At 46.4% G+C, this 18,520-nt stretch carries 19 protein-coding genes; 14 read left to right on the plus strand and 5 right to left on the minus strand.

Annotated features, from left to right (window positions below):
- Positions 1 to 297 precede the first annotated feature (297 nt).
- From BIW15_RS17590 to BIW15_RS17615, 6 genes are all read left to right on the plus strand, one after another.
- A complete protein-coding gene (locus tag BIW15_RS17590) occupies positions 298 to 2,097 on the plus strand; it encodes a sodium:proton antiporter (RefSeq protein WP_005463905.1) in 1,800 nt (599 codons plus the stop codon).
- 243 nt (positions 2,098 to 2,340) lie between these two features.
- On the plus strand, positions 2,341 to 3,360 hold the full coding sequence (gene fni / locus BIW15_RS17595) for a type 2 isopentenyl-diphosphate Delta-isomerase (protein WP_005481444.1): 1,020 nt from the start codon (positions 2,341 to 2,343) through the stop codon (positions 3,358 to 3,360).
- 160 nt (positions 3,361 to 3,520) lie between these two features.
- Positions 3,521 to 3,784, plus strand: coding sequence for a DUF3012 domain-containing protein (locus tag BIW15_RS17600; RefSeq protein WP_005481466.1), 264 nt, complete (start codon positions 3,521 to 3,523; stop codon positions 3,782 to 3,784).
- A gap of 235 nt (positions 3,785 to 4,019) precedes the next feature.
- Positions 4,020 to 4,421, plus strand: a complete 402-nt coding sequence (locus BIW15_RS17605) for a GFA family protein (protein ID WP_005481510.1) — start codon at positions 4,020 to 4,022, stop codon at positions 4,419 to 4,421.
- A 236-nt stretch (positions 4,422 to 4,657) separates the two neighbouring features.
- Complete coding sequence (locus BIW15_RS17610) at positions 4,658 to 6,337, plus strand: LruC domain-containing protein (protein ID WP_077281357.1); 1,680 nt, start codon at positions 4,658 to 4,660, stop codon at positions 6,335 to 6,337.
- Between the two features lie 10 nt (positions 6,338 to 6,347).
- Positions 6,348 to 6,812: a hypothetical protein gene (locus BIW15_RS17615; RefSeq protein ID WP_077281358.1), complete on the plus strand. Its 465-nt coding sequence runs from the start codon at positions 6,348 to 6,350 to the stop codon at positions 6,810 to 6,812.
- Positions 6,813 to 6,967: 155 nt separating this feature from the next.
- Here BIW15_RS17615 and BIW15_RS17620 read toward each other — a convergent pair whose 3' ends face one another.
- Complete coding sequence (locus BIW15_RS17620) at positions 6,968 to 7,318, minus strand: rhodanese-like domain-containing protein (protein ID WP_077281359.1); 351 nt, start codon at positions 7,316 to 7,318, stop codon at positions 6,968 to 6,970.
- A gap of 259 nt (positions 7,319 to 7,577) precedes the next feature.
- Between BIW15_RS17620 and BIW15_RS17625 the strand changes: the two genes are divergently transcribed.
- The 4 genes from BIW15_RS17625 (at position 7,578) to BIW15_RS17640 (ending at position 10,941) form a co-directional block, all read left to right on the plus strand.
- A complete protein-coding gene (locus tag BIW15_RS17625; RefSeq protein WP_025508554.1) occupies positions 7,578 to 7,868 on the plus strand; it encodes a co-chaperone GroES in 291 nt (96 codons plus the stop codon).
- A 33-nt stretch (positions 7,869 to 7,901) separates the two neighbouring features.
- Positions 7,902 to 9,500, plus strand: a complete 1,599-nt coding sequence (gene groL / locus BIW15_RS17630; RefSeq protein WP_005463958.1) for a chaperonin GroEL — start codon at positions 7,902 to 7,904, stop codon at positions 9,498 to 9,500.
- Between the two features lie 105 nt (positions 9,501 to 9,605).
- A complete protein-coding gene (locus BIW15_RS17635; RefSeq protein WP_005464025.1) occupies positions 9,606 to 9,815 on the plus strand; it encodes a hypothetical protein in 210 nt (69 codons plus the stop codon).
- A 154-nt stretch (positions 9,816 to 9,969) separates the two neighbouring features.
- Positions 9,970 to 10,941, plus strand: coding sequence for a leukocidin family pore-forming toxin (locus tag BIW15_RS17640; RefSeq protein ID WP_005463923.1), 972 nt, complete (start codon positions 9,970 to 9,972; stop codon positions 10,939 to 10,941).
- A gap of 89 nt (positions 10,942 to 11,030) precedes the next feature.
- On the opposite strand, the gene BIW15_RS17645 is transcribed toward BIW15_RS17640, so the two are convergent.
- Positions 11,031 to 11,642 carry a LysE family translocator gene (locus BIW15_RS17645; RefSeq protein WP_077281360.1) on the minus strand — a complete coding sequence of 204 codons (612 nt, stop codon included), beginning with the start codon at positions 11,640 to 11,642 and terminating at the stop codon, positions 11,031 to 11,033.
- Positions 11,643 to 11,751: 109 nt separating this feature from the next.
- Here BIW15_RS17645 and BIW15_RS17650 point away from each other — a divergent pair, with 109 nt between their 5' ends.
- Together BIW15_RS17650 and BIW15_RS17655 are read left to right on the plus strand one after the other, a co-directional pair.
- A complete protein-coding gene (locus BIW15_RS17650; protein WP_047725868.1) occupies positions 11,752 to 12,642 on the plus strand; it encodes a LysR family transcriptional regulator in 891 nt (296 codons plus the stop codon).
- 59 nt (positions 12,643 to 12,701) lie between these two features.
- Positions 12,702 to 13,073, plus strand: a complete 372-nt coding sequence (locus tag BIW15_RS17655) for a VOC family protein (protein WP_077281361.1) — start codon at positions 12,702 to 12,704, stop codon at positions 13,071 to 13,073.
- A 100-nt stretch (positions 13,074 to 13,173) separates the two neighbouring features.
- On the opposite strand, the gene BIW15_RS17660 is transcribed toward BIW15_RS17655, so the two are convergent.
- Positions 13,174 to 13,395: a hypothetical protein gene (locus BIW15_RS17660; RefSeq protein ID WP_025791583.1), complete on the minus strand. Its 222-nt coding sequence runs from the start codon at positions 13,393 to 13,395 to the stop codon at positions 13,174 to 13,176.
- A 125-nt stretch (positions 13,396 to 13,520) separates the two neighbouring features.
- Between BIW15_RS17660 and BIW15_RS17665 the strand changes: the two genes are divergently transcribed.
- Positions 13,521 to 14,057 (plus strand): TetR/AcrR family transcriptional regulator, encoded by a 537-nt coding sequence (locus BIW15_RS17665; RefSeq protein ID WP_024703136.1) that lies wholly within the window; start codon positions 13,521 to 13,523, stop codon positions 14,055 to 14,057.
- 74 nt (positions 14,058 to 14,131) lie between these two features.
- On the opposite strand, the gene BIW15_RS17670 is transcribed toward BIW15_RS17665, so the two are convergent.
- Together BIW15_RS17670 and BIW15_RS17675 are read right to left on the minus strand one after the other, a co-directional pair.
- The gene (locus BIW15_RS17670; RefSeq protein ID WP_077281363.1) at positions 14,132 to 15,574 is read right to left on the minus strand and encodes a hypothetical protein; all 1,443 of its coding nucleotides are present in this window, start codon (positions 15,572 to 15,574) and stop codon (positions 14,132 to 14,134) included.
- 33 nt (positions 15,575 to 15,607) lie between these two features.
- Positions 15,608 to 17,173 (minus strand): bifunctional UDP-sugar hydrolase/5'-nucleotidase, encoded by a 1,566-nt coding sequence (locus tag BIW15_RS17675; RefSeq protein ID WP_021450267.1) that lies wholly within the window; start codon positions 17,171 to 17,173, stop codon positions 15,608 to 15,610.
- Positions 17,174 to 17,451: 278 nt separating this feature from the next.
- Here BIW15_RS17675 and BIW15_RS17680 point away from each other — a divergent pair, with 278 nt between their 5' ends.
- On the plus strand, positions 17,452 to 18,507 hold the full coding sequence (locus BIW15_RS17680; protein ID WP_077281364.1) for a nitronate monooxygenase family protein: 1,056 nt from the start codon (positions 17,452 to 17,454) through the stop codon (positions 18,505 to 18,507).
- Positions 18,508 to 18,520 lie beyond the last annotated feature (13 nt).

The following is an 18,520-nucleotide window of genomic DNA, read 5'->3' on the forward strand; positions in this document are numbered from 1 at the left end:
TTGGTCGTTTGTCTCACACGATAGATGATTCTTAACTTTGAGCACGTACACTAAAGCTTAGTTCATGCTCTATGCCTGAGCGTCTTATGATGCTAGGTTCCGCGTGAAATTTTGTACCCACTTTACCTTGCTCTGAGGGGAACTGCGAGAATGACGCAAGTCTTGATGCAGTTTCTGGACGACTTTTCGGCACACATCGCCGCTAAGTCACTGGGTATAAACTATATTCATAATTCTAAGGGTCAACGCATCCTAGCGCTGTGACGCTAAAACAACGATAAAAATAGGTGACGATAGATGCAAGTGGGTAATGAAGCGCTGGTGCTGTCAGCGGTAGGGGTCATTGGTTTGGGCTGTCAGTGGTTAGCTTGGCGACTGCGCTTGCCTGCCATTTTGTTTTTGCTGTTGGCTGGCCTCATCGTCGGGCCATTTATGCAATGGCTCAAACCCGATGAAATTTTGGGAAACTTGCTCTTTCCGTTGGTCTCATTAGCGGTGGCAGTCATTTTATTTGAAGGCAGTTTGACCTTAAATTTTAAAGAAATTCGTGGCGTGAGTGGGTCGGTATGGAGCATTGTTTCCATCGGAGCGATCATCTCGTGGGCGGCAACCAGTGTTGCGACACACTATTTCCTTGGTTTTACATGGGAGCTCGCCATGTTGTTTGGTAGCTTAACCGTCGTCACGGGGCCGACAGTTATCGTGCCGCTGCTTCGGACGGTAAGGCCTAACAGTACACTTGCCAATATTTTGCGCTGGGAAGGGATATTAATCGACCCTCTTGGTGCGCTGTTTGTGGTGATGGTGTATGAGTTTATCGTGTCGCACAGCGCCGTAAACAGCATGGAAGTCTTTGGCACCATCATTGCCGTAGGTGTCATTTTAGGTGTGGCGTCTGGTGCAGCAGTGGCGACGGTATTGCGTCGAGCGTGGTTGCCGGAATACTTGCAGCCTTTTGCGGTTTTAATGGTGGTACTAGGCGTATTTTCGGTCTCTAACCACATCGAATCAGAAGCGGGGTTATTAACCGTTACTGTGATGGGTATGTGGCTTGCCAACGCGAAAGACATCAACATTCAGCAAATTCTGCACTTTAAAGAACACTTGACCATTTTGCTGATCACCGGTTTGTTCATCTTCCTTGCGGCTCGAATCAGCTTGGATGATTTTGCAGCGCTGGGCAGTGGTGCGTTGCTGCTGTTTGTCTTTATGCAGTTGGTGTCGCGTCCGTTATCGATTTTTCTTTCTACGATGCGCAGCAACTTGAACCTTAAAGACAAGCTCTTTTTGTCTTGGGTGGCACCACGCGGTATCGTTGCTGCGTCGATTTCGTCTCTGTTTGCGATTAAGTTGACTGAATACGGAGTCGATGGAGCAAGCTTGCTGGTACCAATGACCTTTATGGTGATCATCGGTACGGTGGTATTACAAAGTGCCACTGCTCGCCCTATGGCGATTGCATTGGGTGTCGCTGAACCTGCGCCGAGAGGCTTCCTACTTATTGGGGCGAACCGAGTCGCACGTGAAATTGGCCAAGCGTTAGCGCGTTATGATCGACGTGTATTGATGACGGACTCGAACTGGGAGTACATCAGCCAAGTTCGTATGATGGGCCTGGATTATTATTACGGTAACCCGATTTCTAGCCATGCGGATGACAACCTGAACATGATTGGCATTGGTCAAGTGGTCGCACTCACGCCAGATCAACACTTCAACATCATGGCTTGTATGCAATTTGTCGACGAGTTTGGCGAAGATAAAGTACATTGTCTGCAAAAAGTGAAGACGAATGGAAACGGCAGTGAAAAGCACTCTGTTGCTCAGGAGTATCACGGCAAGCTGTTGATGGGGGGCAATGTTAGTTACACCCAGCTAGCGAGCCTGTTAAGCCGAGGTGCGGAAATCAAGCACACCAAACTGAGTGAGAACTTCACTTACCAAGATTATTTGGAACATCACAAAACCAATTTGGTGATCCCGCTGTTTAATGTCGAAGACAAAGGCAAAATCCAATTCTGTGATGATCCGGATCAGTTTGCGCCAAGTACGACAAGTACCATTGTGTCGCTAATTCTGCCTGAAAGCGCACAATAGAACGCAAAACATCTATTTCACCGCCTTTAAGTTGGCATCCTATCCGTTTGTTATCCAAGCTTAGGGAGTAACTCGCCGTTATCGTTTTAAACGAGAGGGTGGGTTTCTCTTCCTATAATTTCAGAGTAAATAACGATTCATTGCTGGTTTCGGAAATGCAATACACCTATTTCAGAAAATTCGCATTGACGTTACTGATAAGGATGGCAATACTGCGCGACTGTTTTACTTTAGGGTGACATTATGGCTCCGCAAACTAACCGAAAAGACTTACATTTAGACGCTGTTTTACATCATGACATGAGCATGAAAAAGAAAACGGCGGGTTTTGAGTCTGTCGAGTTTGAACATTGTGCGCTGCCAGAATGTGACTTCAACACTATCGATTTATCGACTGAGTTTCTTGGCCATCGATTGGCGCTGCCGTTTTTGATCAGCTCCATGACGGGGGGAGCGAGAGACGCCGAAACGATCAACTGCCGCTTAGCTGAAGCCGCAAGCGAGTTAGGTATCGCGATGGGTGTGGGCTCTCAGCGGATCAGCTTAGAAGAAAGCCAGCACTCTGGCTTGGGTAAAACCATCCGTGAACTCGCGAAAGGTGTGCCGCTGTACTCAAACTTAGGAGCTGCTCAACTGCGTGACAAAGGCAAGTTGGATAACGCGCAACGTGCGGTTGAGGCGATTCAAGCAGATGCCTTGTTTGTGCACGTTAATCCGATGCAAGAAGCGTTTCAGAAAAACGGCGATCACAATTGGATTGGTGTATTGCACGCTATTGAGCAACTAAAGCCACGCGTTAACGTTCCTATCATCATCAAAGAAGTAGGTTTTGGTATAAGCGGTGACGTGGCGCAGCGACTGGTTGATGCTGGCGTGGACGCAATTGACGTCGCGGGCGCTGGTGGCACAAGTTGGAGTGCGGTTGAAGGGTATTGCCAAGACAACCCTCACATGCAGCGCGCAGCAGAGCTTTTCCGTGATTGGGGTATTCCGACGGCAACGTGTTTGGCGCAAATACGTGCGCAGCATCCTAAATTGCCTTTGATCGCCTCTGGTGGTATCCACAATGGACTTGAGGCGGCGAAAGCGATTCATTTAGGCGCGAACCTCGTAGGTCAAGCTGGTGCAGTATTGAAAGCTGCGACCATCAGCACGCAGTTGGTGGTCGATCATTTTGAACAAATGGCGTTAGAGCTGCGTTTGGCCTGCTTTGGTACTGGATCGGCGAAGGTGAACGCGTTAACTAAAGCACGTCGTCTGTAAGACCAGATATGGTGTGATTATCACAGCGTCGCTCAATAAATTTTCGGTGTCTTAACACGTAGACTGATAATTTCGTTATAGTTGATACAAAAGTCACTTTGATGAACAACGCTTGTCGAAGTGATGGGTATTTAATTGTTTGCAACTGGAACCTGAATTTATGAAAAAACTAGTCATGCTGATGTTAGCTGTGTCTGCTTTAACTGCTTGTAGCGATGAAGTGGGCACCGAAGGCTGGTGTAACGACATGCGCGATAAGCCAAAAACAGAATGGACAGCAGACAATGCCGTCGATTTTGCAAAGCACTGTGTTCTTCAAGATGGTGTTGGCAGCGAGCAATGGTGTGAGAGCTTGAAAGACAAGCCAAAAGGTGACTGGACAGCAAACGAAGCAACCAGCTTTACTAAGCACTGCATTTTCTAAGCACTGAACTTGCTTAACACGATGTCTCTTATGAAGAGCGATGGCGTGGTTAAACAAAATATTAAGAAAACACCAAGCATCTTGCTTGGTGTTTTTGTATCCGAAAAGCCCGTTTTACATTTTCGTTTCATTTTTGAAAACCTGCATTACCCGTCTTTAATTTGTCGTGTTGTGGTGGCATGGTGAAGAGACCATCACCAACCTCACGTAGGTTCATAATAAAAAAGGGACTCAAATGGAAGTACTCAAAGGCTCATGTCTGTGTGGCAAGGTAAAACTCGAAGTGGCGGATGAATTCAAATACATGGGCAATTGCCATTGCTCTGAATGTCGAAAATTTACTGGCTCTGACTATTCATCGGCGGGCGGCATTGCTCTGGATAAGTTGCTTGTTATCCAAGGGAAAGAGGATATTCAAACTTATCAGAAAAGTGAAAATACCGAGCTATGTTTTTGTCGCCATTGCGGCTCAAGTTTATATTCGAAAAAGAATAACGGAATCGTCAATATTCGCTTAGGTGTGTTGGACGATGCCCCATCTCACAAACCAAGCTTTCATATTTTCGTGGCGTCAAAAGCGCCGTGGTTAGAAATAACCGACAACCTGACCCAGTTTGAAGCAGGGCCAAAACTTTAGAGAAAATCCGTTGTTATCGCGGGGCGAATATCAACGCCTCGCGGATTAAAATTCCACTGCACACGAGCACATTTTCTGAACTATCCAGACTTCTACTTCGCTTGTCATGTTCATTCTCAAAATGACAAAAAACACCCTTGTCATCATAACTCTTTGTTAGATAAATAATTTAAATTAGGCACCATAATTGCTCCTTCTTGCATATGACCAACGTCCGGTTAAAGAAGGGGAACATTATGAGAACAGGGAAACTAATCGCGCTTTCTGGCTGCTGCTTATCATTTTCAGCCAGTGCGCTTATGACCAGCGACTTTACCTTTGAATCTGGTAGTGACAGTTCAAATTATTCAGCTAAAGGTAAACCCGTTAATACCTATTCGGTCGCAGAAACCTTGCCGCAAGATGTGCTTAGTAACGTTTACTCCATGTTGCCAGAGGGCACACTCGTCAACAGCGCCTTTATTGCGCCAGAACGTTATTCCAGCATTGATATCGATGAAGAGTTGAATGGCGCGGAGTTCGCAACCGCAAAAGTCACTTTTTTGAATGAAGGGGCTGGGTATCGAAATACGCTCGGTTATTTTGTTTTTGATACCAATAACCCGCCGACCAATAAAGATGAAATCGCAGCGCATGTGATCATTTTCCCTAATACATCGAAAGCGCCAGATGGCGAGATGGAAGAAGGTGACACTATCGACCTGAATGTGCAGCTCACTGCCGGTCAAACGCTTGCGTTCTTCATTATTCCGAATGGTTGGGGCTGGTCTGGCTCATACAACAACATTGCCAGCCTTGGCAGTTGGGGCACGCCATTTTATAGCTATTCCAATCTAAACCCAGAGTCGACTTCAGAAAATCGTCGTCATAACGTGGCTTTTATCGATACGCAAAACGAGTTCTTAGTGCTGGGTTTTGAAGATATTTATCGCCCTGATGGCGACAATGATTTCAATGACTTGCTGTTTACTGTCGAAGTGAGCCCATTCACCGCCATTTATGGCGTCAACACTGATGGTTCGACGGACTCGAAATACGAGCCATTGGTGCAAGAAAACAACCCAGAAGTGACGGTAACTTCGGTTTATCCAAGCTCAGACACGTACGCGACGGTGGCGTTTGAAGATCGCTGGCCGCTAATGGGCGACTACGATTTCAACGATGTGGTGTGGCGTTATCGCGTTACCGAACTGCTAAATGGTCAGCGTGAAATCAAAAATATTACATTCGATTACACCTTACAGGCGATGGGAGCTGGGTTCTCCAACGGTTTTGCGGTTCATCTACCAAATGTTAACCCTGCCAATATTGCGTCGACCGTGTTGACTCGAAATGGCGAACCCGTCACTCATCAAGTGGTGCAATCTGGCGGTGAGGCGGTGCTTGTGGTCTCAGAAAACTTGCGCAAAGACTTAGAAGCATTGGGTGAGTTAGACAGCAATTGTACTTTTTATCGCACTCAAACCGCGTGTGTGAGTCAGCAAACGTCAGATGTTCTGAATTATCAGCTCACCGTTGAGCTATCGACGCCTGTTTCACGTGAGCAAGTTGGCTATCCGCCTTACGACTCATTCATCTTTGCTTCGAAAGACTCGTATCACGGTGATTTTACTGCCACACCTCCGGGTATGAGTTGGCAAACGCACTTCAAGTCCTTTGCGGGAACCAGTGAGATGAATAACTCTTTTTTCAATCTGCATGATGATAACTCCGGCGGCGCTGAGTCATTCTTAACGAACAACAACATGCCGTGGGCGATCAACATTCGTGACGAGTGGGATCATCCGATTGAAAACGTCGACATCAGTAAAGCGTATCCCGATTTTCCAACTTGGGTAACCAGCAGTGGCGAGTCAGAAACAACGTGGTACCAAGCCTCAACCGCTAACAAAGTAATTCCTGCAACTCAGCAGTAAGGAGCCTGACATGAAACATTCTACAAAACTGCTTATGACGACGTTGATTTCGGCACTAACCGTAGCTTGTGGAGGCGGCGGTGGAGGTGGTGGCTCAACTACGCCTCCGGCACCAACACCGACGCCATCGGTTCAGGTTCTCGACAATACGGCTGACATCGTGGCGGAACGAGACTTCTCATTCGATGTTGGTGAAAAAATCACCTTGTCTGTGAATTATACCGGTTCGACCGAGGGGGCGTTGCACTTGTATTCGAAAGCGGCGTATACCACCGTAAATGGCGATGTGATTGCCGACCCGACATCTCGTATCACGACGTTGTATCCAAACATGGCGGGTGACGTAGAGCTCGAAGTGAATGGAAACTGGACACATCTTTATGCGCAATGGGTGCCGATGAGTGCGCAAGAGTCTGAGCAAAATTGGTCGATTGCGCTAAACAATTCCAATAACAACTACCACATTGATTTTTAGAACCGGACTTTGCGAATAGTGGGGAGCGTGTGCTTAAAAGGAGTTGAGCAACGTACATAAAACTAGGGGAAGTCGCAGAGCGCGTTGCCGCTAATCAGCAACGCGCTCTGTTTTTTCCAGATGAAAAACGGGTCATGTAGTAACAAAACGAGGGATTATTGGGTGTTTTGCAACTCTTCCAGGCCGCCTGCATTGTGCAGATTTGTGAACCCTTGCGATTGCAAATATTGATAGGCTTGGCCCGAGCGGTTACCACTGCGACAATACAGCACAATCAATTGATCTTTTTTGACGTCTTTAAAATGTTTATCAAGCTCAGATAGAGGGAAATTCACCGCATTGTCTAAATGCCCCTCAGAGAACTCTTGTGGAGTGCGCACATCGACGATCATTGCGCCTTGCTCTATCAGTTGCCATCCTTGTTCCGCGCGTTCAGAAGCCGCTACATTAGGAGCGAGCAACCCTAAGCTCAGCGTTGCAAGAAACAGAGAAATTGCCTTTTTCATTCTTTCGTCATCCTTATCAAACTATGTGTGCCACTGCGTAAAATAGCCTCCATCATAGACTCATTATGACGGATGGTGAATGAGAATTTTTGATAGAGAATTTTATTTAGTTCGATAAAAAATTTTTATTAAATTTCCCCCTTGAACTCCAATTTTTCGACCTTATTATTTTCATCGAAAACGAGCAGACGACTCGTTAATCCATCTTTATGTTCAAACTATGTCTTTTATTTTTGGTTCTAAGTAGGAGGCACTTCAAATGAAAATTCGTCCTTTAAATGACAAGCTAATTGTTGAAAGACAAGAGGTGGAAAATAAATCTGAAGGGGGAATCGTTTTAACGTCTCAGTCGGTGAAAAAATCAAACCGCGGGAAAGTCATTGCTGTTGGTTTAGGTAAACGCCTTGAAAATGGCGAACGCGCTGCGATGGAAGTCCAAGTGGGCGACCAAATCATTTTCAATGACGGTTACGGCGTGAAAACCGAGAAAATTGACGGCGCAGAATACTTGATTCTGTCCGAATCTGATGTGTTAGCAATCGTTGAGTAATTATTTTTGTAGTAGTTTTTTGAGGAGATAATTATGGCTGCAAAAGACGTATTATTTGCTAATGACGCACGTCAAAAAATGCTGAAAGGTGTGAACTTACTGGCGGACGCAGTAAAAGTGACACTAGGCCCTAAAGGCCGTAACGTTGTGCTTGATAAATCTTACGGCGCGCCAACGATCACTAAAGATGGCGTGTCTGTAGCGAAAGAAATCGAACTGAAAGACAAGTTCGAAAACATGGGCGCACAAATGGTGAAACAAGTGGCGTCCAAAGCGAATGATGAAGCGGGTGACGGTACAACGACGGCTACCGTACTGGCGCAATCTTTCATCAATGAAGGTCTTAAAGCGGTAGCCTCTGGCATGAACCCAATGGACCTAAAACGTGGTATCGACAAAGCCACTGAAGCGGCGGTTGAGAAACTACGTGAAATGTCTAAGCCATGCAGCGACAAAGAATCCATTACCCAAGTGGGTAGCATTTCTGCAAACAGCGATCGCGCGATCGGTGAAATCATTGCAGAAGCGATGGAAAAAGTGGGTCGCAATGGCGTGATTACGGTGGAAGAAGGCCAAGGTCTAGACAACGAATTGTCTGTGGTTGAAGGTATGCAATTCGACCGCGGTTACTTGTCGCCATACTTCATCACTAACCAAGAAAATGGCAGCGTAGAGCTAGACAACCCTTACATCCTATTGGTGGACAAAAAAGTCAGCAGCATCCGCGAGCTATTGCCAGTGCTAGAAGAAGTGGCAAAATCTTCTCGCTCGCTATTGATCATTGCTGAAGACATCGAAGGTGAAGCGCTAGCGACATTGGTTGTGAACAACATGCGCGGCATCGTGCGTGCGACGGCGGTGAAAGCACCTGGTTTTGGAGACAACCGTAAAGCGATGATGGAAGACATTGCGGTACTAACCGCAGGTACGGTCATCTCTGAAGAAATCGGCCTAGAGCTTGAAAAAGCAACGCTAGAGCAACTAGGTAGTGCGAAGAAAGTGACCATCACCAAAGACACAACAACCATCGTGGGTGGCGCAGCAGAAGCAAGCGCGATTGCTGATCGTGTGGCTTCGATTGAAAAACAAATCGAAACAACCACCTCTCAATACGATAAAGACAAGCTTCAACAACGTGTTGCGAAGCTTTCTGGCGGCGTAGCGGTGATCAAGATCGGCGCTGCAACCGAAGTTGAGATGAAAGAGAAGAAAGACCGCGTGGATGATGCGCTACACGCTACTCGCGCAGCGGTTGAAGAAGGTATTGTCGCTGGTGGTGGTGTTGCCCTAACTAAGATCGCGAAAGAATTGGCGGATCTAAAAGGCGACAATGATGACCAAAACGTGGGTATCCGAGTTGCGCTACGTGCAATGGAAGAGCCTCTTCGTCAAATCGCAACCAACGCAGGTGACGAAGCTTCAGTTGTGGCGAATGCTGTCAAAGCGGGTGATGCCGATTACGGTTACAACGCTGCGACAGGTGAATACGGCAACATGATCGAAATGGGTATCTTGGACCCTGCGAAAGTAACACGCTCAGCGCTTCAATTCGCAGCGTCTGTTGCTGGCTTGATGATCACCACTGAAGCGATGATCACCAACCACGTTGAAGACAAAGAACTTGATATCTAACGTTACCAATCGTTAGTGATTAAGTAAGCGTTAAAACAACAATAACATTGCAAAACCTAAGCGGGCTCGCTTGAGCCCGCGAATCAGTCATTTGAGGTAAGTGTTATGACCCGTTTGCCTGCGTTTTCTTTCTCAATATCTGAGCCGGGCGGTAATGAAGCTTCGTCAACGTGGCCGACTGCTATTCACTTCCCCCTCGTTCCAGCTGGGCCAGAGTTTTCGATCGAAAATGCTCTGCCTAAACGTCCGACAGTGACGATATTCACTATCGATCTGTCTCAGTTACTTAAAGGGGACGCTCGGGTCATTCATTAACTGCATCGAAACAGCCAGCGTAAGTTGGCTGTTTTTTTTCATTTCTGGGTGTAGGTCAAACTATTGATAATGTGAATCGTTTTCGTCACGTTGATGCAGTGTATTCAATATGTTAGCTTGGTTTGGGACTGTTCCCAAGTAAGGTAATAAAATAATGAATAAGAAAATACTGCTTCCCCTAATGTTAGGGATTTCCGCTACTGCTGCTGCTTCTGATAACAAGGTTGTAGAAAGTGTCTTGATTGATAACATCGCGCTAGAAGGTTACGTGAAGAAAAGTTATGAGGTCGTGATGCAAAGCGAGCCTGAGCTTTTCCCGTACGAGTTTCGTGGTAGCCGCGTGCAGATGAAGTTACTGGTTGAGTTATTCCATAACTCAAAGAACGATAAAAAAGCGGCTCGCGTGATCACTCTAGGGAATGGTTATGTACCAGGTAAGCCGGGTGTAAAACACACTTTTGATGCAGCGATTGTTGACCGTTTTACTCAAAACTACCCAGTTGCGTTCGATTACAGCATCTATCAAGCTGGTGGCACGCCTGTATTTAGTGAGGATTACTCACCGCAAAACGAAGCCAATGATGTTTCGGTATCGACAACCACGGTTGCACCGTCTATCGGCTTAACCGCGACTGCAACACCGGGATCGGCACCAAGTTTTTCTGGCTCGTTGACGACCGATCTCGGTGTGGCTTATACGTCTCGTTACTCAAGTAAGGATTACGTCACCGCAGCCAAGCCAAAAGCTTCCATGGAACGTGGTATGGGCGTTAAGTGGACCACCTCTCTTAGCCAAATTTACACCAACGACTACCAGTACTACGGTAAATGGGCGGGTGTTTACCACTACACAGGTTGTTCAAACGAAAACCTATTACCAGAAGAGAACTTGCCGCGTTTGATCTACGGCTTCAAACCGAAATTCCAGTACGTGTTCACACCAGAATTTGAGCGCGGAGAAGAGCCCAAAACGGAGATGATTGCGCGAGCGGGCATGAAAGAAGTTGACGAAGGTTTCTCTCGCAATGCGTGTAACTGGTACGATCAAGGCACAACGAGCCACTACACTGAGGCGCAAATTCGCTTCACGATTGATTGGGATAAGCTCACCGTTATCACTCAATAAACGTTTCACTTATCAGACCTAAGGTTTGTGGATTGTAATGCGGCTCCAGTAGCCGCATTTTTTGTGTTCAAAATCTGACCGCAAACGTATTAAGCTTTTAAGCCCAGCATCGCGCCGAAAATGACCAAACCCGCCCCACATACTTGATTGAGTCGATGCTTAATCTTCAACAAGAAGGCTTGTAATTGGGGGGACGTGAATAAAACTGCAACGATAGAAAACCAAATGCCGTGCAGCGCAATCATATAAATCCCGTAAAACAAGGCGATATGTTGCTGACTAGAATCGGGAGAAATCACTTGGCTAAAAATACTCAGAAAAAACAGCATCGTCTTAGGATTGAGTAAATTACACAGAAATCCCTGCATGAAAAATCGCCACATTGAATACTCGCTCTGTTGAATGGTTTCTGAGTTTGGCGCAGGCTGCGAGGAGAATATTCCTTTAATCCCAAGGTAGACAAGATAAGCAGCCCCAAGATAGCGCACGAGATTAAACAACCATTCATTTTGTGAAATTAAGTAACTGATCCCCAGCATGGAGTAAGCGATGTGGATGCTTATCGCCATGCTGATACCAATCGCACTGTACACGCCAGCTTCTCGTCCTTGATTTAAGCTGTTTCTTAATACCAAAACAAAGTCTGCGCCAGGGCTAATAACAATAAGTACGCCCAATAGCGTAAGAGTTACAAATTCCATATCGGTTTCCTGTTTGAATGATGAAGTCTGTGATGTAGCGGAATTGTAGGCGTCTTTGTTACTGACTATAATCGAAAAATATTCCCATATTGGTGAGAAAAACTCACAGATGCGTCACCTAAAATCTTTCTATGTCTTCCACGTTGCGGCGAGCTCTTCAAGCTACACTGAAGCGGCTGACAAACTGAACATCACCCACGGAGCCGTGAGTAAGCAGATCAAGCAACTTGAGCAATATCTGTCGCAACCTTTGTTTTTGAAAGAGGGCAGGAAAGCCGTGTTGACGGCAGAAGGTGAATTACTCAAGACATACACAAAAACGGCATTCCAAACGCTAGAAACAGGCGTGAATACACTCATTCAAGAAAAGCATCAGCATCTTGAAGTGTCTTGTGAACCGACATTAACCATGCGTTGGTTGATGCCAAGGCTTGCTGCGTTTAATGATGAACACCGTGCTGATGTTCGTTTGTCGACGGCGGGAGGCCCGGTAACATTAGGGTCAACAGGGCTTTCGATGGCGATTCGTCGAGACGATTTTGCTCAGCAGCACGATTACAACAAAACCATTCTTGTGGAAGAGTGGGTGGGGCCAGTATTTTCTCCTGAGTATTGGCAATCCATTCAAGACGATTTGGATGCAGTTCGATTGTTGAATAGCCAAACTAGACCGCATGCTTGGGCGGATTGGCAGCAATCAACACGTTGTGAAACCTTCAACGGCAACACTCAGCAATCATTTGCGCATTTTTATTTTTGCATACAAGCCGCGGTGGATGGCTTAGGCGCGGCGATGGGAGCGTATCCTTTTGTTATGGACGATATTAAGCGCGGTAATTTGGTCGCGCCATTTGGTTTTGTGCTATCAGGTTGCAATTATGTTTTATTGAGCCAAGATAAAAAGCGTACAGAACTCGAACATAAATTCATCACGTGGTTACAAACGCAAATGGTAGAGTGTGTACCACTACCATCGCAGCAAAATACGCAAGGCGAATAGAAGGCGTAGAGCGTGATTACGTCAGTCAGTTTGATGGAAAAGGGCTTAGGAAATTGGAAATGGAAAACCTCAATATTGTTGAAATCAAATCATTTGTTCCAGCGAAAGATTACGCGCTCTCAAAACGTTTTTATGAGGCGATAGGCTTTGATATGGCGTCAGACTTCGGTGATGTGGCGTACTTCTCTCAAGGCAGTTGCGCGTTTCTTTTACAGAATTTTTATGAGCCAGAACACGGCAGCAACTTCATGATGCACTTGCTCGTAGAAGACGCAGAAAGCTGGCATCAGCACTTATCCAAAGTAGGTCATGAAGAATTTGGTTCGCGTTTAACTGAGCTGGTCGAGCAACCTTGGGGTATGCGCGAATGTTGTTTGTTTGACCCTAGTGGCGTTTTATGGCGAATCGGTCAGAACATGAATACTGATTAACGCCAGTCCTCTTTTCACCACATCTATATCGCGCAGGTATTAAGATCTCAATACCTGCGCGTTTTGTTTTTGCTTAACCTTGCCAACGTTTCTCGCGCACTCACGCCTTTTTCGAGGTGGTGTGTGATGGACTGACCCCAAAAAGCTCCTCAAGCAGCATGGCTTTGAGTTCTGCTCTGACTTCTGCCCCACCGATTAACGCCAAAAGTGCGAGTCCACCTGGTATGAGAATCACCATCAATATTGGTCTTAAAATATAAGAAAAGCAGAATATGGTCGGCAAGAAAATCAATCCTTGGCCTAGTTTGTTTAATATGTACATGAGCGATTCCTTTTGTTTTTATATAAAAATTGAGCGTGCTCATTTTTTATAATTGAGCGCGCTCAATTTGTCAATGTCAGCCGCTCAAGGTATGATCCTTTCAGGCTCATTAAGCAGATACATCAATGACGAAGCGACAACAAACCAGAGACAAAATCCTAAAAGCCGCGTGGGCATCTTTTGCTCAGAATGGCTATGACATGACGACCACAAGGCAGATTGCGAGAGAAGCAGGAGTCGCCGATGGTACGGTATTCAGCCACTTCCCGACCAAACTGTCGATTTTGCGCGAAGGGATGCTGACGCAACTGCAACAGATCAGCCAAGAGACGCTAGTCAGTGTGGAAGGTAAGACAGCTATCGACATTGGTTTGGCGCTGACGGAGAAATACTATCGCTACTATTTTGCGAACGTCGAGTTGAGCCGAGCCTTGTTGAAAGAGGTGATTTGGGATTTGGATTATTACCAGTCGTTTAACCAAGCTTTGTTTCAATCTGCGAGCGTAAGTTCTGTTCTTGAAGGCAAAATGCCGTTGATTTTTGACTGCTACTTCATGACGCTAATCGCACATTTAAGCCGAGCAGAACCGGATGTTGAAGCCGCGCTTACAGATCTTCATGCTAAGTTTCGGCAAATCATTCCCATTGAATCACTTGGCTAATGGCTAAAAGTCGAATCTTAGCTCCAGCATATTCAAACAACATCGGTTTTGATGAAGCCTTCTTGTTCGAGCGTTCAAAGGTGTACAGTAGCGTTTACCGAGCGGTTGATTGATTCGGCTATGCTATCGACGCGAGACAGGTCGATCTCATCCACCCCAACTTTTGGTGGTGATTGCATGGCTGAGTAGTTATAGAGAAATCGATAAATCGCTTGCCACTGTTTAATGCGCTGCAAACTCAAGTGGGCAGCGTAGCTTGGTGGTAACCATTGGGTATAACGGTTCCAAAACTCGCTGTTCCAATTCGGGTGTGTCGGGATTAATTCGTCTATCGATTCCGATGGTCTTGCGCTTTTTTGAGTCAGCCACCCCACCCCCACTTGCCAACTCCCATATTGATTTTGGATGTTTCCACGACGCCACGTTTCATCCCACCAACTCATCTTTTGCTTTGCATGATTTAAGCTCAGGTTTTCCTCACTTTGTCCAATATGGCAATAATAGAGTTGCGTCGTGCCCCGCTTAATGGCGGAGGTAAAAGCGGTGATCGCTGCCTCTCGTAAAAAGCTTTCATGTTCGAGGACAAAGCGTTTCGGCACTTTGTTAGCAAAGTATTTCGCCAAGTTTTGCATGTGCGCGTGCGCAGCAAAAACTGGGCGAGTGAGTAGCACTTCTTTTGATTTCGCGTGCGAACCATCGCAGTAAGCGAGTTTGTCAAATTGGCTGCGGCTAAGAATTTTGTCGTAAGTGCGCTGTGCTTGGAGAAATACATCTGATTCGTTTGGCATTTCTTCTTGCTGCGTTAATTGGTAACGGCTTTGCTCCCAAAGCGGTTGAGGAATGACGTGCTCTGACATCTCTGTCTGAGGAAACCAAGCGTTGTCACTGAGCAAAAGCACGTAACCCGTTTGGGCATCGGCGCTGCATAGTGTCCAAATATGCGCTGCACGTTGTTCTCGACCATGGTGGCGAAAACCAGAGCGCGCCACTTGAACAAAGGAACGAGTTTGGATATTCGAGAACGATAAGTGACGTTCGTATAAGCGACTAAAAGTGTCCAGCATACTTGCCAAACGTTCAAGATATTGTGAAAAACGGCGATGATTCAAGCCCAATTTATACTGTAAATCTTTGGGTGAAACCTCGGCCAATAGAGCATCAAGCAGTGGTTGGAGTGTGTGGGATTCTTTGTTCGGGTTCAGCAGCGTTGCGGTTTTTTGACAGCAGCGACACTTTACTCTTGGGCTACCGACGGCGGTTCTCCCGTAACGTTGCCAAGCGGATAAGCGGCAGTCGCAATGAGGTAATAGCTTCAAATTAAAGGTTTGCTGTTGTAGTTGATGAGCCAATGCGAGTATCGGCTCGTTAATCAAAACCGGAGGATAAGCACCACACTCAGGGCAATGCCACGCGTCGTAGCCAAGCCGATTTGAGCGCGAATACAAACTGAGATCAGGCACGCCGCAATTAGGGCAGCCAAATGACTTACAGCCATTGTATTCTTGACGAAAAGTCATGGTGCTTATCCTTTGAGGTTATTTGTCAGAGACTCACTCTTTGACGCTGACATCCACTTGGCGACCCAGCGCCGGAACGATAACGTCTTTCTTGGCTTTAAATTGGTCAATCAATACTTGGGTGACTGAATCACCTTGCGACTCTAACGTGCCTTTTTCAAATACATGATAACCGTCGCCCCCGCTCGCTGCGTAAGAGTAAGTGGCCACTTTGTATGATTGCGAGTCGTTCACTGGTTTGCCATTTACGTTCAGGCTGAGCAGGCGTTTACCTTGTGGTTTTGCGTTGTCGTAGCGCGCTTCAATACCGGAGAATTGTGCCAGACCGTAAGGCAAGGTGTAGCTGTACTCCAACAGTTCTTTCAACTGTACACCGTTGAGTTTTACGACGGAAAGTTTATCTGTGAATGGGAAAAGATCCATTACGTTTTCCATCGTTACTGGGCCTTTGTTGAGGTCAACGCGAATACTGCCCGAGCTGATCATACCCACATCCGCTTTAGCGGCTTCGCGCATCATATCTGCTACTAAATTACCTACGTTGGATTCGCGATAATAACGTCGGTACGCCGTGTCATTAATGGTCGCCAACTGCTGACCAAGCTCTGGGTATTGTTTGCGAGCATTGGCGATAAGATCGCTTGTTTTCTTGTCGCGCTCAAGCTTGTCTGACTCGACAGGGATCAGTTTTCCGTCTAGCAGTTTTACGTCGTGCTTTTCGGTGTCTACGGCAAATTTAGTGTAACCCAAGTATTTACCTTGGCCGAAAGTGAGGCCGATAACTGTGCCCGTTTTTGGATGCACGACAGGCTTCCATAAGCCATGGTCAGAGTGGCCGCCAAAAATCACATCGACCCCTTTTAGCTTGCCTGCCATGTCGTAATCTTCATCAAAGCCGCGTTGCACTTCGGGATCGGCTTCTTTGTCGGTTTGCATTGGTGCCGTTTTATTTTGGTGTGTGAGCACGACAACCATGTCCACTTCGTCGCGGATCTTATCAACCCAGAACTGAGTGGTTTTGATTGGATCGTCGATAGTCAAACCTTTGCGATTACCTTTCCACATAGTGTTGTAGAAGGCATCAACGCCCATTACCCCAATCACACCGACACGAATGCCATCGCGTTCAACAATGGTATATGGCGAAGCAAAAGGCGCATTGTTTTGCTCAAACTTGATGTTGGCATTGAGCACGGGGTAGGCGGCTCTTGGCATGTTCTCTTTCAAGGTTTGCCAGCCGTATTCAAATTCGTGGTTACCGAGTGTTATCGCGTCGTAGCCCATCGCACTGTACAAATCGAAAGAGAGCTTGCCTTGCGTTTTTTTCGCGAGTGAACCAGTGAAAATGTCCCCCGCATCGAACAAGAAACTGGTCTCCTCTTGCGCGCGGGTTTGTTTGATCAGTGTGGCAAGGTAAGGAATACCGCCAATGCGGCTAATGTCTGGATTCCAAAATGCGTCAACGGGCTCATAAACGCTTTCAATGTCATTGGTGTGCAGCAACGTGACGTTGCGAATTTCCGCAAAGGAAGAAAATGACACGCCGATAGAGAACGCCGCTAACGCATACAGCAACGGCTTTTTAGAAAATGTCTTCATAGTTGATCCGGTAAAAGTTGAGTAAGAAGTAAGGTTTCGCGAAACAGAGCAACTTTAAAAAAGTACGTAACTCAGGCGATTGAATTGGATCACATAAATTCATGTCAGTAATCGCTAATTGACGCGGAATATCATTTTGAGTGGGCATTGAGTGCACAGAAATAACAACGTAGTTGGGTAAAAATTAGTCGATATGAGATAGTGGACATATTGATGCGTATCAGTGAAAACGCGCATAAAACAACAAAAACTCAGTTGGATGAACTCAAGGAAGAACGATGAAAAACAACGCATTTAATGCACTTTTGGGGACAGAGTTACCGATTATTCAAGCCCCAATGGCTGGCGTGCAAGATAGCCAAATGGCCATTGCTGTGAGTAATGTTGGCGGGCTTGGCTCGTTACCTTGTGGAATGTTGAATAAAGACGCCATCGTTAAAGAACTTCAACTTATTCAACAGGCGACCAATCGACCGTTCAACCTCAACTTCTTTTGCCATGAAATGCCGAAATACGACGCTAACAAGCACGAAGAGTGGCAAAAAACGCTGCAACCGTATTTTGCTGAAGTTGGTGCAACCGTACAGGCTCAGCCAAACGCTCCGACAAGGATGCCTTTCAATCATGATATTGCTGACGCGATTGAACCATTTGCACCGCCAGTAATCAGTTTCCACTTTGGTTTGCCTGCCGATGACTTGTTAGCGCGAATTAGAGGCTGGGGAGGGAAGATCCTTTCGACAGCGACCACAGTGGATGAAGCACTGTGGCTGGAAGCAAAAGGCGTTGACGGCATTATCGTACAAGGCTTGGAGGCTGGTGGACACCGAGGAATGTTTTTATCGGATGATTTATCTACTCAATTAGGCTTGATGGCGTTGTTACCGCAAATCGTCAAGCGTGTGAATTTACCTGTTATTGCAGCAGGAGGAATTGCCGATAAAAGCGGTGTTGAAGCCGCGCTAAAGTTAGGAGCAAGTGCCGTGCAGGTTGGCAGCGCCTATTTGTTGTGTGATGAGGCAAAAACCTCGTCTTTACATCGATATGCGATTGCCAGTGAGCGCGCGCAGCATACGGCGGTGACTAATGTTTTCTCGGGCAGGCCAGCACGAGGCATTGTGAATCGCGCGATGTCGGAGCTAGGCTACATCTGTGAGTCTGCGCCGAAATTCCCATATGCTTCCATTGAAATGACTCAGTTAAGAGCTCTTATGGAGAAGCAAAACCGAGATGAATTTACGCCGTTGTGGTGCGGACAAAATTCGTCGGGTTGCAAAGAAGTTTCGGCAGCAGAAATGACACTGTCATTAGTGGAAGGGATTGATTTGAATTGATGTATTCAATGTG

It is taken from the genome of Vibrio sp. SALL6, from assembly GCF_002002385.1.
In the GTDB taxonomy this organism is placed as follows: Bacteria; Pseudomonadota; Gammaproteobacteria; order Enterobacterales; family Vibrionaceae; genus Vibrio; species Vibrio parahaemolyticus.

What these genes read in the sequence shown, in the direction of transcription:
- BIW15_RS17590 (WP_005463905.1), top strand. Translation starts at nt 298, where the DNA reads ATGCAAGTGGGTAATGAAGCGCTGGTGCTGTCAGCGGTAGGGGTCATT.
- fni (WP_005481444.1), top strand. Translation starts at nt 2,341, where the DNA reads ATGGCTCCGCAAACTAACCGAAAAGACTTACATTTAGACGCTGTTTTA.
- BIW15_RS17600 (WP_005481466.1), top strand. Translation starts at nt 3,521, where the DNA reads ATGAAAAAACTAGTCATGCTGATGTTAGCTGTGTCTGCTTTAACTGCT.
- BIW15_RS17605 (WP_005481510.1), top strand. Translation starts at nt 4,020, where the DNA reads ATGGAAGTACTCAAAGGCTCATGTCTGTGTGGCAAGGTAAAACTCGAA.
- BIW15_RS17610 (WP_077281357.1), top strand. Translation starts at nt 4,658, where the DNA reads ATGAGAACAGGGAAACTAATCGCGCTTTCTGGCTGCTGCTTATCATTT.
- BIW15_RS17615 (WP_077281358.1), top strand. Translation starts at nt 6,348, where the DNA reads ATGAAACATTCTACAAAACTGCTTATGACGACGTTGATTTCGGCACTA.
- BIW15_RS17620 (WP_077281359.1), bottom strand. Translation starts at nt 7,318, where the DNA reads ATGAAAAAGGCAATTTCTCTGTTTCTTGCAACGCTGAGCTTAGGGTTG.
- BIW15_RS17625 (WP_025508554.1), top strand. Translation starts at nt 7,578, where the DNA reads ATGAAAATTCGTCCTTTAAATGACAAGCTAATTGTTGAAAGACAAGAG.
- groL (WP_005463958.1), top strand. Translation starts at nt 7,902, where the DNA reads ATGGCTGCAAAAGACGTATTATTTGCTAATGACGCACGTCAAAAAATG.
- BIW15_RS17635 (WP_005464025.1), top strand. Translation starts at nt 9,606, where the DNA reads ATGACCCGTTTGCCTGCGTTTTCTTTCTCAATATCTGAGCCGGGCGGT.
- BIW15_RS17640 (WP_005463923.1), top strand. Translation starts at nt 9,970, where the DNA reads ATGAATAAGAAAATACTGCTTCCCCTAATGTTAGGGATTTCCGCTACT.
- BIW15_RS17645 (WP_077281360.1), bottom strand. Translation starts at nt 11,642, where the DNA reads ATGGAATTTGTAACTCTTACGCTATTGGGCGTACTTATTGTTATTAGC.
- BIW15_RS17650 (WP_047725868.1), top strand. Translation starts at nt 11,752, where the DNA reads ATGCGTCACCTAAAATCTTTCTATGTCTTCCACGTTGCGGCGAGCTCT.
- BIW15_RS17655 (WP_077281361.1), top strand. Translation starts at nt 12,702, where the DNA reads ATGGAAAACCTCAATATTGTTGAAATCAAATCATTTGTTCCAGCGAAA.
- BIW15_RS17660 (WP_025791583.1), bottom strand. Translation starts at nt 13,395, where the DNA reads ATGTACATATTAAACAAACTAGGCCAAGGATTGATTTTCTTGCCGACC.
- BIW15_RS17665 (WP_024703136.1), top strand. Translation starts at nt 13,521, where the DNA reads ATGACGAAGCGACAACAAACCAGAGACAAAATCCTAAAAGCCGCGTGG.
- BIW15_RS17670 (WP_077281363.1), bottom strand. Translation starts at nt 15,574, where the DNA reads ATGACTTTTCGTCAAGAATACAATGGCTGTAAGTCATTTGGCTGCCCT.
- BIW15_RS17675 (WP_021450267.1), bottom strand. Translation starts at nt 17,173, where the DNA reads ATGAAGACATTTTCTAAAAAGCCGTTGCTGTATGCGTTAGCGGCGTTC.
- BIW15_RS17680 (WP_077281364.1), top strand. Translation starts at nt 17,452, where the DNA reads ATGAAAAACAACGCATTTAATGCACTTTTGGGGACAGAGTTACCGATT.